This window comes from Sphingobium sp. LB126 (genome assembly GCF_002795205.1).
Classification (GTDB): Bacteria; Pseudomonadota; Alphaproteobacteria; order Sphingomonadales; family Sphingomonadaceae; genus Sphingobium; species Sphingobium chungbukense.
The window spans coordinates 1,019,095-1,033,909 of the sequence record NZ_NETV01000001.1 but is presented as its reverse complement, the minus strand read 5'-3'; the positions used below and the strand labels follow the sequence as shown (position 1 = coordinate 1,033,909).

The 14,815-nt window shown below is 65.9% G+C and carries 14 protein-coding genes and 1 tRNA gene; 7 read left to right on the top strand and 8 right to left on the bottom strand.

The genetic code is table 11. The features are described 5' to 3' along the window. Nucleotides 1-80: 80 nt before the first annotated feature. Nucleotides 81-1,634 carry a serine protease gene (locus tag CAF53_RS05015; protein ID WP_100238695.1) on the bottom strand — a complete coding sequence of 518 codons (1,554 nt, stop codon included), beginning with the start codon at nt 1,632-1,634 and terminating at the stop codon, nt 81-83. Between the two features lie 126 nt (nt 1,635-1,760). On the opposite strand from CAF53_RS05015, the gene ada reads away from it, so the two are divergent. Beyond that, on the top strand, nt 1,761-2,813 hold the full coding sequence (gene ada, locus CAF53_RS05010) for a bifunctional DNA-binding transcriptional regulator/O6-methylguanine-DNA methyltransferase Ada (protein WP_100238694.1): 1,053 nt from the start codon (nt 1,761-1,763) through the stop codon (nt 2,811-2,813). Here ada and CAF53_RS05005 read toward each other — a convergent pair. From CAF53_RS05005 to CAF53_RS04995, 3 genes are read right to left on the bottom strand one after another with little or no spacing between them, the layout of a single operon-like run. Then, nucleotides 2,810-2,959, bottom strand: coding sequence for a DUF1289 domain-containing protein (locus CAF53_RS05005; protein ID WP_084733227.1), 150 nt, complete (start codon nt 2,957-2,959; stop codon nt 2,810-2,812). The genes ada and CAF53_RS05005 overlap by 4 nt on opposite strands. A 15-nt stretch (nt 2,960-2,974) precedes the next feature. Continuing rightward, entirely contained in the window at nt 2,975-5,146 is a 2,172-nt protein-coding gene (locus CAF53_RS05000; RefSeq protein WP_046764873.1) for a primosomal protein N', read from the bottom strand. A 47-nt stretch (nt 5,147-5,193) separates the two neighbouring features. After that, nucleotides 5,194-5,859 (bottom strand): DUF2490 domain-containing protein, encoded by a 666-nt coding sequence (locus tag CAF53_RS04995; RefSeq protein ID WP_100237485.1) that lies wholly within the window; start codon nt 5,857-5,859, stop codon nt 5,194-5,196. A gap of 142 nt (nt 5,860-6,001) precedes the next feature. Between CAF53_RS04995 and fsa the strand changes: the two genes are divergently transcribed. The 3 genes from fsa (at nt 6,002) to CAF53_RS04980 (ending at nt 9,249) form a co-directional block, all read left to right on the top strand. Then, entirely contained in the window at nt 6,002-6,655 is a 654-nt protein-coding gene (gene fsa / locus CAF53_RS04990) for a fructose-6-phosphate aldolase (protein ID WP_046764871.1), read from the top strand. A 108-nt stretch (nt 6,656-6,763) separates the two neighbouring features. Further along, nucleotides 6,764-7,090, top strand: a complete 327-nt coding sequence (locus tag CAF53_RS04985; RefSeq protein ID WP_046764870.1) for an antibiotic biosynthesis monooxygenase — start codon at nt 6,764-6,766, stop codon at nt 7,088-7,090. 146 nt (nt 7,091-7,236) lie between these two features. After that, entirely contained in the window at nt 7,237-9,249 is a 2,013-nt protein-coding gene (locus CAF53_RS04980) for an acyltransferase family protein (RefSeq protein WP_100237484.1), read from the top strand. A gap of 10 nt (nt 9,250-9,259) precedes the next feature. Here the strand turns inward: CAF53_RS04980 and CAF53_RS04975 are convergent. Further along, nucleotides 9,260-9,336, bottom strand: a tRNA-Arg gene (locus CAF53_RS04975). A gap of 112 nt (nt 9,337-9,448) precedes the next feature. On the opposite strand from CAF53_RS04975, the gene CAF53_RS04970 reads away from it, so the two are divergent. Next, entirely contained in the window at nt 9,449-10,171 is a 723-nt protein-coding gene (locus CAF53_RS04970; RefSeq protein ID WP_100237483.1) for a queuosine precursor transporter, read from the top strand. Here CAF53_RS04970 and truA read toward each other — a convergent pair. Together truA and fmt are read right to left on the bottom strand one after the other, a co-directional pair. Further along, a complete protein-coding gene (truA, locus tag CAF53_RS04965; protein ID WP_046764867.1) occupies nt 10,166-10,927 on the bottom strand; it encodes a tRNA pseudouridine(38-40) synthase TruA in 762 nt (253 codons plus the stop codon). The two genes, CAF53_RS04970 and truA, sit on opposite strands and share 6 nt — an antisense overlap. A 6-nt stretch (nt 10,928-10,933) precedes the next feature. Continuing rightward, entirely contained in the window at nt 10,934-11,842 is a 909-nt protein-coding gene (fmt, locus tag CAF53_RS04960) for a methionyl-tRNA formyltransferase (RefSeq protein ID WP_046764866.1), read from the bottom strand. Nucleotides 11,843-11,896: 54 nt separating this feature from the next. On the opposite strand from fmt, the gene recR reads away from it, so the two are divergent. Both recR and def read left to right on the top strand, forming a co-directional pair. Continuing rightward, entirely contained in the window at nt 11,897-12,493 is a 597-nt protein-coding gene (recR, locus tag CAF53_RS04955) for a recombination mediator RecR (protein WP_100237482.1), read from the top strand. A gap of 65 nt (nt 12,494-12,558) precedes the next feature. Continuing rightward, complete coding sequence (gene def / locus CAF53_RS04950; protein WP_100237481.1) at nt 12,559-13,089, top strand: peptide deformylase; 531 nt, start codon at nt 12,559-12,561, stop codon at nt 13,087-13,089. A gap of 106 nt (nt 13,090-13,195) precedes the next feature. Here the strand turns inward: def and CAF53_RS04945 are convergent, their stop codons facing one another. Next, complete coding sequence (locus CAF53_RS04945) at nt 13,196-14,809, bottom strand: bifunctional GNAT family N-acetyltransferase/carbon-nitrogen hydrolase family protein (RefSeq protein ID WP_046764863.1); 1,614 nt, start codon at nt 14,807-14,809, stop codon at nt 13,196-13,198. Nucleotides 14,810-14,815 lie beyond the last annotated feature (6 nt).

Genomic DNA, 14,815 nt, shown 5'->3' with positions numbered 1-14,815 from the left:
AAGTCATGGAACGCGATTCGACCCTCAGGATGAAATCATCGCGATTTGACTGAGTTTTTATGATGCCCGAATAACGCCTTTTATGGGTTATTCCCGGCATCGAGCGGGGCCAGCCGCCCCTTTTGGCAGTGATAGACGATCCGCTCATTGGGCTGGGCCGGGAGCAGGGCGGAAAGATCATTCTGTAGGGAGGCGATTTTCCCCAAGAGCGCGGAGTCGCTGCCGCATCCCCTGATCGGGCCGTTCTTCAGCAGGGCGCGGGCCTTCGCCATGGTGTCGAGGTCCGGCAGCCAGCGCTGGACCCGCAATGTGCCGGTGGCGGGATCGAAGCGGCTGACGGTGACGAAATTGCGGTCATCGGGGATGTTGGCCCGCTGCCAGCCGGTGCCCGACGTGACATATTGGCTGTTACCGTCGACACAGCCGCCATCGGCCCAGTGGAAGCCGATGTCATTGGGTTCCGATATGGTCAGGCGGCTGCGATTGACGTCCACCCGGCAGATATTGTCGCCGGCCCAGGCATAGGCGTTATTGCCGGTGACGCTCTTGTCCTCGGGCAGCTTGATGCGTTCGTCGATGCTGGAGAAGCTGGGCTTCAAAAAGAACAGCCCGATCGCGCCGAACAGCAATATGCCGCCCCCGGCCAGCCACCAGGTCGCACGCTTTTCCCGGCCCTGGCTGTAGAACAGGCCGCCCGCACCGAGGCCGAGCACCGCCAGCGCCAGCAGCACGGCCGCCCCCGCCATCGCGTTTTCGCGCGCGGATATGACGTCCCGTTCGGCGGTGTCGCGGGCCTTGTTCATCGCCGCTTCGCGCGCGTCGGCGCGCGCGCGTTCGGATTGCTCGCTTTGTGCTTCCTCGCGCTGGGTGAGGGACGCTTCGGCAGCGTCGGCCTCCGCCATGGAGCGGCAGGGGACGACGGTGTGCAGCGAAGACACCCCGGCCTGCCGCAGGAAGGAGGCGATTTCGCGCCACGACACCGCGAAGCCGAATTCGGCATCATTGCCGTCGGACACCGACCCGAAGCTGTTGACGCCCAGCACCCGGCCACAATCGTCGACCAGCGGGCCGCCGCTGTTTCCCGCGGCCAGCGGCGCGGTATGCAGCACCGTGTCGAAGCTCTGGCTGGCCCGGCCGGAGGATACATTGCCGCTGGTCTTCACCGTCCCCAGCGGTTCGACCAGTTGCTTGAGGCCCAGGCCCTGTGCGCGGTCGACCGTGCCGGGATAGCCGATGGCGGTCACATGCTGCCCGTCGCTCACCGCCCCGGCGTAGAAGGTGCTGACCGGCAGGCTGCCTTCCTCCAGCTGGATCAGGGCCAGGTCGTTGCCCGGCGAATAGGCGACGATCCTGCCGCCATAGGTCTTGGTCCCCTGCGACGGGATGACGCCGATGACGAGATCCTTCTCCTGCCGGGTCAGTTCGACAACATGGGCGTTGGTGAGGATCTTGTCGGGGGCGACCGCAAAGCCGCTGCCATGGCCGACAAAATAGGCGTCGGAGCCGTTGGTCGCGACCAGCACGACGCGGACAACGCCGCGGGCGGCGGCGGCGATATCCTGCTGTTCCGCACGCGCGCTCAGCGGCGCTATGAGGGCAAGGATCAGGGCGAGGCGACGGAATAATGCGACCATGAATTCGGGCATTCATATGCGATGATGGGATTGAGGCAATGCGCAAAAAGCGCGGCATCGCTTTTTGACCGCAAGCGGCGGGAAGGCTGGCGACGTCGGGACGTCTATCCCATATGCATGACCGAGATGAGACAGATGGAAGCCCCGACCCCAGCCATGCCGGACGCGGAGGCCTGCTGGGATGCGTTTCTTCGCCGGGATCGCGGCCTTGACGGGCGATTCGTGGGCGCCGTGCTGACCACCGGCGTCTATTGCAAGCCAAGCTGCGCCGCGCGGCATCCCCGGCGGGAGAATATGGTCTTCCTGGCCGACCCGCAGGCGGCGCGGGCGGCGGGGTTCCGCGCCTGCCTGCGCTGTCGCCCCGATGAGGTGGGGCGCGACCGGCTGGCGGTGGAGGCGGCTGTCGCCTTCATCGCCGCCGCCGAAACACCGCCCTCGCTGGAGCAGGTGGCTGCCCATGCCGGCTATGCGCCGCATCATTTCCACCGGCTGTTCAAGCGGGAAACGGGCATGACGCCCGCGGCCTATGCCCGCTCGCTGCGCACCGAACGGTTGAAGAACGCCCTGGAGGAAGGCGGCAGCGTTACCGGTGCGATCTACGAAGCCGGCTATAACGCGCCCAGCCGTGCCTATGCCGATGCCGAACGGCATCTGGGCATGACGCCCAGCGCCTGGAAGGATGGCGGCCGGGGGGTGGTGATTCGCTATGCCGAGCGGGCGACCAGCCTTGGTCCGGTGCTGGTGGCCGGGACGGAGCGGGGTCTGTGCCGGATCAGCTTCGACGAGGATGAAACGGATTTGCGGCAGCGCTTCCCGAAGGCGACGATATTGCCCGCCGATGCCCGGCTGGAGGGATTGGCGGCGCAGGTCGAGCAGTTGATCGACGATCCGGCGCGTCCGCTGGATTTGCCGCTGGATGTGTGCGGCACGGCTTTCCAGCAAGCCGTATGGGCCGCGCTTCGCGCCATACCGCCGGGCGAGACGCGCAGCTATGGCGAAATCGCTGCGGCCATCGGCAAGCCTGGCGCCGTGCGGGCGGCGGGGACGGCCTGCGGCGACAATGCGCTGGTGGTATTGATCCCCTGTCACCGGGTCTTGCGGAGCGACGGGAGTCTGGGCGGCTATGCCTATGGTGTGGAGCGCAAGAAAGCCTTGCTGGAAAGGGAGAAGCGCGCCTAGCCTTTCCTCAACCGTTCCATGATCGTCCTTCGCTCGGCCTTGCTCATGCCCCTCCAGCGCGCGATCTCATCCGTCGTGCGGCCGCACCCCGTGCAGATGCGCCCCGCCTTGTCCAGCTTGCAGATGTTGACGCAGGGGCTTTCCATGGGGGTCTCAGGCGATCACATGAAGCTGTAGGGGTCGACGTCGACGGCGACCCTCGTGCCCGATTTCCAGGTCAGATTGCCCAGCCATTCGCGGATCGCGCCCTGCACGTCGACCTGCCGCGTGGCGTGGATCAGCAGGCGGTGGCGGTGCCGCCCGCGCAGGACGGAGAGCGGCGCGGGCGCGGGGCCGTAGACGTGCATTCCCTCGATCGACGGAGCGGATTTGCCGATCAGCCGGGCGACCTCGGCGGCCTCGTCCGCATTTTCGCTGGAAACTATGATCGCGGCGAAGCGGCCGAAGGGTGGGGCGCCCGCGTGGCGGCGGTTGGCCGTTTCCACTTCGTAGAAACGTTCCGAATCCCCCGCGATCAGCGCCTTGATGACCTCCGCCTCCGGCATGCGGGTCTGGATGAAGACGCGGCCCGGCTTTTGTCCCCGTCCTGCTCGGCCGGCCACCTGCACGATCTGTTGGAAGGTCCGCTCCGACGCCCGCAGGTCGCCGCCCTCCAGGCCCAAATCGGCGTCGATCACGCCCACCAGCGTCAGGTTGGGGAAATGATAGCCCTTGGTGATGAGTTGCGTGCCGACGATGATGTCGATCGCGCCTGCCTCCACCGATTTCACGAACTCGGCCACCTTGGCCGGGGACCAGAGGGTGTCGGAGGTGACGATGGCGGTGCGGGCATTGGGCCACAGCGCCTTCACCTCGTCCGCGATCCGCTCCACGCCGGGGCCGCAGGCGACGAGGCTGTCCTCTTCCTTGCATTCGGGGCAGAAGCGGGGCGCCGGGATGACATGGCCGCAATGATGACAGGCGAGGCGGTGGGTGAGCCGGTGCTCGACCATCCAGGCCGTGCAATTGGGGCATTGGAAGCGATAGCCGCAATGACGGCAGAGCGTCAGCGGCGCATAGCCCCGGCGGTTGAGGAAGAGGAGGCTTTGCTCCTCCTTCGCCATGGTCTCGTCGATCGCCTTGACCAGCGGTGGCGCGATCCACCGGCCACGCTCGGGCGGGTCGGTGAGCAGGTCGATGCCCTCGATATCCGGCATCGCCGCTCCGCCGAAGCGGGAGGGGAGCTTGATCTCGCGATAACGCCCCAGTTCGACCTGGTGCCGGGTCTCGATAGCGGGCGTGGCGGAGGCGAGGATGACCGGGAATTTTTCGATGAGGCCCCGCATCACCGCCACGTCGCGGGCATGGTAGTGGACCCCATCCTCCTGCTTGAAGCTGGCTTCATGCGCCTCGTCGACGACGATCAGGCCGAGATCGGGATAGGGCAGGAACAGCGCCGAGCGGGCGCCGACGACCACTGAGGCCTCGCCCGCCGCAATCGCCCGCCATGCCCGCCGCCGCTCGCTCTGGCGCAGGCCGCTGTGCCAGTTCACCGGGATCGTGCCGAACCGCTTTTCGAAGCGCTCCAGAAACGGCTCGGTCAGCGCGATTTCGGGGAGCAGCACCAGCACCTGCCGGCCTTCCCGGATGGCGGCGGCGATGGCCTCGAAATAGACCTCCGTCTTGCCGGAACCGGTGACGCCGTCCAGCAGGAACGGGGCGAATTCCCGCGCGCCGACCGCTTCGATGAACTGGTCGGCGGCCGCGCCCTGCTTGTCCGACAGGAGCGGCGGCGCATGGTCGGGATTCGGCATGGGGAAGGGGGTGTCGACGCTCACCTCCACCGCCTCGAAGGCGCCCGCCTTCACCAGCCCGCGAATCACCGCGTCGCTGACCCCGCCGATCATCGCCAGTTCGCGGATCAGCCCCTGCCGCTCGCCGATGCGTTCCATGGCCTGGGCGCGTTGTTCCGTCATGCGGTCCGGCAGGTCGCCGGTCGCGCGATATTCGATGACGGTGCGCGCGCCCTCCAGCGCGGCCATCGACGCCAGCGTCATGCGCAGCACGGCGGCGACAGGGGCGAGATAATAGTCCGCCGTCCACTCGATCAGGCGGCGCAGCGTTTCGGGCACCGGCGGCGCGTCGACCAGCCCCGCGATGTTGCGCAGGCGGTTGTCGCCCACCGTCTCTATGTCTGGGAAACTGTCCTCCTCCCATACCACGCCGACGATCTGGCGCGGGCCGAGCGGCGCGACGACGATGCTGCCCGGCTTGACGCTCATCCCGTGCGGCACGCGATAATCCAGCGGCCCCAGGGCGGCGTTCAGCAGGATGACACGGGCGCGCGAATTCATGGCTCCCTCCCTAATGGCAGGGGCGGGGCGCGCAAGGTCGGGAAGCGTCAGATTTTCCAGCTCAATGTCAGCCAGGGGATGTGCGCCACCGCGTCGGGGCGTCCGTCGCGGAAGGTCTGCTGACGCATATAGAGCAATTGCGCCTCGAGCGCCTTGCCGATCGGATGGCGCAGGCCGACCTGGTTGCGCATCACGGCCAGTCCCATCTTGTCGCCGGGCTTGGCGCGGTTGAGATGGAACATCAGCTCCGTCGCGGCGACCAGCGTCCATCGCTTTGCCCGGTCGAGCGGGATCGACGCCTGCCCCCGTTGCCGCAGCCGCCAGCTCGCCTCATCGGCGGTGTCGAAGAAGCGTTGTTCGATCCGGGTGCGGCTCATCCATATCCCCTGGGTCAGCGTGACCTGCTGGAACAGCCGCATTTCCTGCTCCGGTCCCGAATGGAAATAGGCAAGGCCGCCGCCGACCTGCACGCCGGTCGCGATGCGATGGTCGATCATGACACGCAAGGTCTGCTGGTCGCCATTGGAGGCATCGCGGCGCAAGCGCTCGCTGATGTCGAGGCTGACCATATTGGCATCGCCGGCCTTGATGATCAGCGATTCGGTCATCCACCCCTGGGTTTCGCTGGTTGCGGCGGCGGCGGGCGTGGCGGCGGCCATTGCGATGGCGGCAAGCGCGTCCCATATTGTGCGGGGACGCCGGAAGCGAGGCATGGATCGGTCCTTTGGAAAGGTGCCGCCGTCATAATGTTGCGCCGGGCGTCAGGTAAAGGGCCGGACTCGGGCAATAATGGCTAATCCGTCATGGAGCCGCTAAAGGGAACGCGATTCGTCCTTCCCTCCCCGGAGCAGATATATGAAATTCTTCGTCGATACCGCCGACACCAGTGAAATCCGCGAGCTTGCCGCTACGGGCCTGCTGGACGGCGTCACCACCAACCCTTCGCTGATCCACAAGTCGGGCCGCAAGTTCCTGGAAGTGGTCGAGGAAATCTGCGGCATCGTGGAAGGCCCGGTGTCGGCCGAAGTCGTCGCGCTCGACCATGAGACGATGATGAAGGAAGCCGCCGTGCTGCGGAAGATCGCCGACAATGTCTGCATCAAGGTGCCGCTGACCATCGATGGGCTCAAGACCTGCAAGGCGCTGACCGGCGAGGGCGTGATGGTGAACGTGACCCTCTGCTTCTCGGCCAATCAGGCGCTGCTGGCGGCGAAGGCGGGTGCGACCTTCATCTCGCCCTTCGTCGGGCGGCATGACGACAACGGCTTCGATGGCATGAAGCTGATCGAGGATATCCGCCTCATCTATGACAATTATGCGTTCGACACGGAAATCCTGGTCGCGAGCGTGCGTCACCCGATCCATGTGCTGGAAGCCGCGAAGATCGGCGCGGATGTCATGACCGCGCCGCCTTCGGTCATCAAGGCGCTGTTCAACCATGTGCTGACCGAAAAGGGCATTGCCGGCTTCCTGGCGGACTGGGAGAAGACGGGCCAGTCGGTTCTCTGATTTTCAAGGCCTGACCCCGGGGAATGACGTGCTCCTGCGGAAGCAGGAGCACGGTGATTGCAACCTCCGCCGACCCACATCATTCTTTCCTCCAAAAGGAGAGAGCCGATGTTCGTCGCGGTCTATTGGTGGCGCGTCCACCCCGGCAAGGAAGAACAGTTCCGCAAGGCTTGGCGTCGGGGAACCGATCTGATCCGCGAGACATATGGCAGCTACGGATCACGCCTGCACCGCGATGCGGACGGGCGCTTCGTCGGCTATGCCGAATGGCCCGACGAAGCGACCTGGCGGGCGGCTTTCGACCGGAAGATGGTCTATGACGATCCGGAAACGCGCGCCGCCTTCGTCGATGCCATCGCGGAGGTGCCGGCGGATGCCGATCCCATCTTCACCATGACCGTGACCGACGACCTGCTGCTGCGTTCGCGCGCCTGACCGATCGCCCTACCACCTTTGCCCTGCGCGCTGCCCCTCATGCGCCGATGCGCTGGCGGGCATAGCGGCTATCACCATGGCTCTACCCCCAAGCCCCTTGAAAACCGGAGGGAAAGAGCATCGCTGCCAGCGCATCCCTTGCCGCCATGCCGGTTTCGCCGGCAGGCGGGGGGCAGACTGCCCTTGCCTATCGCCGCGACATTGACGGGTTGCGCGCGCTGGCGGTGTTGCCGGTGCTGTTCTTCCATCTCGACCTCTGGCCCTTTTCCGGAGGTTTTGTCGGGGTCGACATCTTCTTCGTCATTTCGGGCTATCTGATCGCCTCGATCATCGCGCGCGAACTGGAAGAGGGGCGGTTCAGCCTGACCGGCTTCTATGCGCGGCGCATCCGGCGGATATTCCCGGCGCTGTTCGCGATGATCGCGGTGACCATCGCGGTGGGCAGCCTGATCCTGCTGCCGCTCGACTATCGCGCCTTGGGCATGAGCGCGGTCGCGACCGTGCTGTTTTCCAGCAACCTCTATTTCGCGCGGCACAGCGGCTATTTCGGCAGCGCGGCGGAGGAAGCACCGCTGCTCCACGGCTGGTCGCTGGCGGTGGAGGAGCAATTCTACATCCTCTTCCCGCTGCTGATGTTGACCGCCTTCCGGGTGGGAGGCCGCTTCCGCCTGTTGCTCGGCACATTGGCACTGCTGTCCTTCTGTACGGCGCTGCTGCTGGTGGATCGGTCACCGGTCGCGGCCTTCTACCTGCCTTTCCCGCGCGCCTGGGAGTTTTTGGGCGGGGCGTTGCTGGGGACCGGCCGGATGCCCGCTCTTCGCAGCGCCGTCGCGGCGCAGTTCTGCGCGCTCGCCGGACTGGCGCTGATCGGCTGGGCGATCCTGCACTTTTCGAATGCGACTGTTTTTCCCGGCGCCCATGCGCTGTTCCCGGTCCTCGGCGCCATGCTGATCCTGCATGCGGGACAGGCCGGATCGGCGGTCAACCGGCTGCTGGGCAGCGCCGTGCCGGTGGCGATCGGCCGCATCTCCTATTCGCTCTACCTCTGGCACTGGCCGATCATCGTCTTCTGGACCTACCGCACCGATGGCGACTGGCGTTTGCGGGAGCAGATGCTGGTCATGCTGTTGTCGCTCGCGGTCGCCTTTCTCTCCTGGCGTTTCATCGAGGAGCCGTTCAGACGGACGCGCCGCTTCACCACAAGCCGCGCCTTCGCCTTTGCCGGGGCGATGGTGATGATGGGCTGCGGCGCAGGGGCGATGCTGTATCTGACCGGCGGGCTGCCGTCGCGGGTCGCGCCGTCGGTCGCGGCGCTCGACGCGGCCAGCCGGAGCATGGCCTATCTGCCCGCGCGCTGTTCCGGCATGGTGCCCGCGCGGCGTCACCGCCTCTGCCCGGTCGGCGCGCGGAACGGGTCGGCCCCCAGCTTCCTCCTCTGGGGCGATTCCCACGCCCATGCGCTGAAGCCGGCGTTCGACCGGGCCGGGAGTGCGCTGGGGCTGTCGGGACGGATCGCCTCCTATCCCGCCTGCCCGACGCTGCTCGGCCTCGACCGGCTCGACCAGCCGCCGTCCCATGATTGCAGCGAGTTCAACCGGCTGGTGCTGGAAACGCTCCGCATCAGCCCATCCATCCACACGGTCTTTCTCGTGTCCCGCTGGGGGCTGTGCGCCAATGGCAAGCGGCCCGAAGGGGGCACGCCCTGCTATCTCGGCCGGGGCGAGGATGACGACCGGAGCCTTGGCCGCGACGCCCTGCTGTTCCGGGCGGGTCTTGAGGAAACGGTGCGGACGCTCTCCGCCATGGGGAAGCAGGTGATCCTGGTCGCGCCCATTCCCGAATTCCGCCGCAATGTGCCCGAGGCCCTGGCGCGGGCGGAACTGTACAGCGAACCGGCGCCGCTGGTGCTTTCAAGGGCGGACTATATGCGTCGGCAGCGCGGCGTCTTCAGTGCCTTCGACCAGATGCAGCGCCATTTCCCGGTCAAGATCCTCTATCCGCACCGGCTGCTGTGCCGGACCGGCCATTGCGCGATGACGGCGCAGGGCGTGCCGCTCTATTCCGACGACGATCATCTGTCGCGGCAGGGCAGCCTGATGCTGACGGGCATGGTCTATGAGGCGATGAAGCCGGCGCGCGCCGGCGGGTCGAAGGGCTGAAGGCCGGGATTGGCGACCCCGACAGGATTCGAACCTGTGACCATTCGCTTAGAAGGCGAATGCTCTATCCAGCTGAGCTACGGGGCCGTCGGCGCGTTCGATAGCCGGGCTTGGGCGCCAGTGCAATCATGTGGCGCAATCATGTGGCGCGATCATGCGCGGCATTGCTTTTGCCGGAATGCTATTTATGCACAGGGGCATGAGCGAACCGGGGGTCAGGAAAATCGATGCCTATGCGCTGGGCGCTCGTCCCTTGCGCTATTTCGATTTCTGCATGGCGGGGTTCGTCGCGATCCTGCTGCTCTCCAACCTGATCGGCGCGGCCAAGCTGTCGACCGTGGGCGGTTTCACCTTCGGCGCGGGTATCCTGTTCTTCCCATTGGGCTATGTGCTGGGCGACGTACTGACCGAAGTCTATGGCTATGCCCGCGCGCGGCGCTGCGTCTGGGCGGGCTTCGGCGCGATGCTGTTCATGGCGCTGATGAGCTGGGTGGTGGTGAAGCTGCCCCCGTCGGAGGGCTGGCCCGACCAGAAGGCCTATGAAGCGGTGTTCGGCAGCACCTGGCGCATCGTCTTCGCGTCCGTCGCCGCCTTCTGGGCGGGTGAGTTCGCCAACAGCTTCGTGCTCGCCAAGATGAAGCTGCTGACGCAGGGCAAGCATCTGTGGATGCGCACGATCGGGTCGACGGTCGTGGGGCAGGGGGTGGACAGCCTGCTCTTCTATCCGCTGGCCTTCTATGGCGACTGGACCAATGCGCAGGTGGTGACGGTGATGATCACCAACTGGCTGATGAAGGTGACCTGGGAAGCGGTGCTGACGCCCGTGACCTATATGGTGGTCGGCGGCCTCAAGCGTGCCGAGGGATTGGACGTGTTCGATGAGGGCACCAATTTCACGCCCTTCCGCGCCAGCCTCTCATAGAGCGTCGGGATAACGGGCGCTCACGAAATACAGCCCGTCCGGCGGCGCGTTGAGTCCCAGTGCGGCGCGATCCTTCGCGTCGCGCGCCGCCTCCAGATCGCCGATCGACCAGCGGCCCATGCCCACCATGGCCAGGCATCCCACCATCGATCGCACCTGATGATGCAGGAAGGACCGTGCCTCGGCATGGATGGCGATGCGATCGCCCGATCGTTCCACATCCAGCCGGTCCAGCGTCTTGACCGGGCTTTCCGCCTGGCAATGGGCCGAACGGAAGGTGGTGAAGTCATGCCGTCCGACGAGCAGTTGCGCGGCCTCCTGCATGGCGGCTTCGTCCAGCGGCTGGATCACCCGCCAGCATAGCCCCTTCTCCCAGGTCAGCGGCGCCCGGCGATTGGCGATGCGATAGACATAGGATCTGCCCGTGCAGGAAAAGCGCGCATGCCAGTCGTCCGGCACCATTTCGCAGGCCAGGATCGCGACCGGATCGGGCCGCAGGCGCGCATTCAGCGCTTCCATCAGGCGGAAGGGCGCCATGTCCTTCGCAATGTCCGCATGGGCGCGCATGGCGAGGCCATGGACGCCCGCGTCCGTGCGTCCGGCGGCATGGATCGCGACCCGCTCGCCCGTGACGGCGAAGATCGCGTCCTCGATCGCCTGCTGGACGCTGGGGCCATGGGCTTGTCGCTGCCAGCCCATGAAGGGGCGGCCGTCAAATTCGACGGTGAAGGCGAAGCGCGTCGTTGGCTGGGGCATGGCGGCTCAGGCGTCGACCCGGCTGCCCGCGGGCATGTCATAGCCGCGCAGCAATTCGCCCGCCGACATCGCGCCCTTGCCCGCGCGCTGGATCAGCGTCGGACGGATCGCGCCATGACCGCAGCCGATGAGCAGGCTGTTGTCCAGCAATTCCCCGGCCGGGCCCGCCATTTCCTCGACATGCGCGGCGAGGATACGGAAACGCTCGCCGCGATATTCGAAAAAGGCGCCGGGGAACGGGTTGAAGGCGCGTATCTGCCGTTCGACCTGATGGGCGTCGCGGCCGAAGTCGATGCGCGCTTCCGCCTTGTCGATCTTGGCGGCATAGGTGACGCCCTCTTCCGGCTGCGGCACCGGCGGATGCAGCGCGATATCGTCCAGTACCTCGACCATCAGCTCCGCGCCGGCTTCAGCCAGTTCCTCGGTCAATTCGCCGGCGGTCTTGCCTTCGATGGGGGTGACATGCTTGGCCCGCATCGGCCCGGTGTCGAGGCCCGCCTCCATGTCCATGATGGTGACGCCGGTGACATTGTCGCCGGCGAGGATGGCGCGCTGGATCGGCGCGGCGCCCCGCCAGCGGGGGAGGAGGGAAGCATGGATGTTCATGCAGCCGAAGCGCGCCGCATCCAGGATCGGGCGCGGCAGGATCAGCCCGTAAGCGGCGACCACCGCGACATCGGCCTGCAACGCGGCGAAGGCGGCCTGCACGTCCGGGTCCTTCAGCGAAACCGGCGTGCGGACCTCGATCGCCATTTCCACGGCCTTGGCATGGACGGGGGAGGGGCGCAGCGCCTTGCCCCGACCCGCCGGACGGGGCGGCTGGCTGTAGACCGCGACGATCTCGTGCCCTGCCTTGGCCAGCGAGACCAGAGCCGGAACGGCGAAATCGGGGGTTCCCATATAGATTATGCGCATGACGCCACCTCAAAGACCTTGTGCCGACGACTTGCAAGCCCCTATCTCGGTTCCATGGCTTCTCCAGAGATCGAAGCGCTGACGCAGGCGCTCTCCCGCCTGCCCGGCCTTGGCCCGCGTTCAGCGCGGCGTGCCGTCCTGCACCTGCTCAAGAGGCGCGAATCCGCGCTGGAGCCGCTGTTGCGGGCGCTGGACGCGGTGAACGACCGGCTGGTGACGTGCGGCATATGCGGCAATGTCGATACCGTCGATCCCTGCGGCATCTGTGCCGACCAGCGCCGCGACGCGCGGGCGCTCTGCGTGGTGGAGGATGTCGCCGATCTCTGGGCGCTGGACAAGTCGCGGCTGTTCCCGGGGCGCTTCCATGTGCTGGGCGGGCGCTTGTCGGCCCTGGAAGGGGTCCGGCCGGAGGATCTTTCCATCGACGCACTGGTGGCGCGGGTCGAGGCGGGCGGCATAGACGAGGTGGTGCTGGCGATGAACGCCACGCTGGAGGGGCAGACGACCGCCCATTATCTGGCGGAGCGGCTGGAACGCTTTCCCGTGCGCCTGACCCAATTGGCCCATGGCGTGCCGGTCGGCGGGGAACTGGATTATCTGGACGAAGGCACTTTGGCGCAGGCGCTTCGGGCGCGTCGTCCGCTGGGTTGAAGCCGGCCTCAGGCTGAATCGGGCGGTCGCTTGAATTTTCCCGCCCGTCCGATTATTTTGGGGGCATGGCCATTCTTCCCATCCTGGAGGCGCCCGATCCGCGCCTGCGTACCATTTCGTCTCCGGTGGAGGCGATCGACGACGATTTGCAGCGCCTGATCGACGATATGTTCGAGACCATGTATGACGCGCCGGGCATCGGCCTGGCCGCGATCCAGGTGGGCGTGCCGAAGCGGATGCTGGTGATCGACCTTCAGGAACCGGAATCGGACGAGGAAGACGCACCGCCGGTCAAGAAGCCGCTGGTGTTCATCAATCCCGAGATTCTCGAAGGTTCGGACGACCTGTCGGTCTATAATGAGGGCTGCCTGTCGGTTCCCGACCAGTTTGCCGAGGTCGAGCGGCCTGCGAGCATCCGGGCAAGCTGGATGGACCGTGACGGGCGCATCCATGAAGAGCGGCTGGAAGGGCTGCTCGCCACCTGTCTCCAGCATGAGATGGATCATTTGCAGGGCGTGCTGTTCATCGACCATCTCTCGCGCCTGAAGCGCGACATGCTGATGAAGAAGCTGAACAAGGCGCGCAAGGCGGCCTGAGGCGGCATCCTTTTTTAACAGAGTTGGCCGGTTGCAGACATTCCCTCTCCCGTTGGGAGAGGCGGTTATGTCCGCGCTTCACTCCCATCCGTCGTGCGGGCTATCATCACCCGCCACCCGGCGCGTTATGCCCGCCCGCGGGCACAGGGCCGCCGCTTTGCGCATGGGCATGGTCGGGATTGCTGTCCCAGTCGATATGATAGAGGTCGAAGCGCCGGTCGCGCAGGTTGCGGACCGTGCCCTCCGCCCGTGCCCAGCTCAGGTCCGCAAGGTTCACGTCGGCCATGGTCAGCGTCTCGACATTCTCCGTCGATTCCGCCGCGATGCCGTCGCGCGCGAAGGGTAGGTCGCAGGGGGTCAGGATCGCGCTCTGGGCATATTGGATGTCCATATTGTCGACATTGGGCAGGTTGCCGACATTGCCCGACATCACGACATAGCATTGGTTCTCGATCGCGCGGGCCTGCGCGCAATAGCGCACGCGCATATAACCCAGCCGCGAGTCGGTGCAGAACGGCACGAAGATGATCCGCGCACCCTGGTCCACCAGCCGTCGGGCGAGTTCCGGAAACTCGCTGTCATAGCAGATGAGCACGCCGATCGGCCCGCAATCGGTCTGGATCACGTCCAGCGAATCCCCGCCCTTGATGTTCCACCAGAAGGCTTCGTTGGGCGTCGGGTGGATCTTTTCCTGGGTATGAACCGAACCGTCCCGAAGGGCGACATAGGCGATGTTCTGGATATCCCCATCCTCGGCGCGGGTCGGGTGGGAACCGCCGATGATGTTGATATTATATTCCAGCGCCATCCGCGTGAGTTCCTTCGTCAGGCGCGGGGTGTAGCCGGTCAGCTTGTCGATCGCCTCGACGGGAGAGAGCTTCTTCGTCTCGAAGGAGAGCAGGGGAAGGGTGAAGAGTTCGGGGAAGACGATGAAGTCGGAGCGGTAATCGGCTGCGACATCGACGAAATATTCGATGTTGCGGACGAATTCGTCGAAATCCTGCACGGCGCGGGCCTGGAGTTGGCAGGTGGCGAGACGGACGCTCTCGACGCCGCGGGGCACGCGCATTTCGGGCGCTTCGTCGGGATCGACATAGGGGTTGCGCCAGACCAGATGGGCGGCGTGGCCATCCGACTGCCTGTCTTCGGGCAGGTAGTTTTCCAGGACGCCCAGCGGTTCGAACTGGTTCTTGAGCTGGAAACTGATCACCTGGTCGCGCAGCTTGCCGGTGACGACCTTGTCCAGATAATCGGCCGGGCCATGGACGCGTCGCTTGGCGCGGGCATAACCGGGCATGCGGCCGGCGATGACGATGCCGTGCAGGTCCAGTTCCTCGGCCAGTTCCTTGCGTTCGTCATAGAGGCGTTGGCCGATGCGCAGGCCGCGCAGCTTGGGATCGACGGCCATTTCATAGCCATAGAGCCACTCGCCCGCCGCGCTGTGACGGGTGCCGAAGCCGTTGGCGGTGATCTCCTCCCAGTCATGCTTGGAGAAGGCCATGCTCCTGCTGACCCGCATGGTGGCGCAATAGCCCACGACCTTGTTGTCGTAGAGCGCGACGAAGCAGCCATGGGGGAAATTGTTGATCTGGCCGCGCAGCGTGGCGAGCGAATAATTGGGAAGGCCCGGATAAACGCGGGCGATCAGCCGCTGGATGCCGCGCACGTCGGCGGGAACGGCTGCCCGGACCTCCAGGCGTTTCTTGGCTGTCGTCGTCATCGCTGC

Bases quoted from the DNA above. Each gene is read 5' to 3' on its own strand.
- CAF53_RS05015 (WP_100238695.1), bottom strand. From the start codon at position 1,634: ATGGTCGCATTATTCCGTCGCCTCGCCCTGATCCTTGCCCTCATAGCG.
- ada (WP_100238694.1), top strand. From the start codon at position 1,761: ATGAGACAGATGGAAGCCCCGACCCCAGCCATGCCGGACGCGGAGGCC.
- CAF53_RS05005 (WP_084733227.1), bottom strand. From the start codon at position 2,959: ATGGAAAGCCCCTGCGTCAACATCTGCAAGCTGGACAAGGCGGGGCGC.
- CAF53_RS05000 (WP_046764873.1), bottom strand. From the start codon at position 5,146: ATGAATTCGCGCGCCCGTGTCATCCTGCTGAACGCCGCCCTGGGGCCG.
- CAF53_RS04995 (WP_100237485.1), bottom strand. From the start codon at position 5,859: ATGCCTCGCTTCCGGCGTCCCCGCACAATATGGGACGCGCTTGCCGCC.
- fsa (WP_046764871.1), top strand. From the start codon at position 6,002: ATGAAATTCTTCGTCGATACCGCCGACACCAGTGAAATCCGCGAGCTT.
- CAF53_RS04985 (WP_046764870.1), top strand. From the start codon at position 6,764: ATGTTCGTCGCGGTCTATTGGTGGCGCGTCCACCCCGGCAAGGAAGAA.
- CAF53_RS04980 (WP_100237484.1), top strand. From the start codon at position 7,237: ATGCCGGTTTCGCCGGCAGGCGGGGGGCAGACTGCCCTTGCCTATCGC.
- CAF53_RS04970 (WP_100237483.1), top strand. From the start codon at position 9,449: ATGAGCGAACCGGGGGTCAGGAAAATCGATGCCTATGCGCTGGGCGCT.
- truA (WP_046764867.1), bottom strand. From the start codon at position 10,927: ATGCCCCAGCCAACGACGCGCTTCGCCTTCACCGTCGAATTTGACGGC.
- fmt (WP_046764866.1), bottom strand. From the start codon at position 11,842: ATGCGCATAATCTATATGGGAACCCCCGATTTCGCCGTTCCGGCTCTG.
- recR (WP_100237482.1), top strand. From the start codon at position 11,897: ATGGCTTCTCCAGAGATCGAAGCGCTGACGCAGGCGCTCTCCCGCCTG.
- def (WP_100237481.1), top strand. From the start codon at position 12,559: ATGGCCATTCTTCCCATCCTGGAGGCGCCCGATCCGCGCCTGCGTACC.
- CAF53_RS04945 (WP_046764863.1), bottom strand. From the start codon at position 14,809: ATGACGACGACAGCCAAGAAACGCCTGGAGGTCCGGGCAGCCGTTCCC.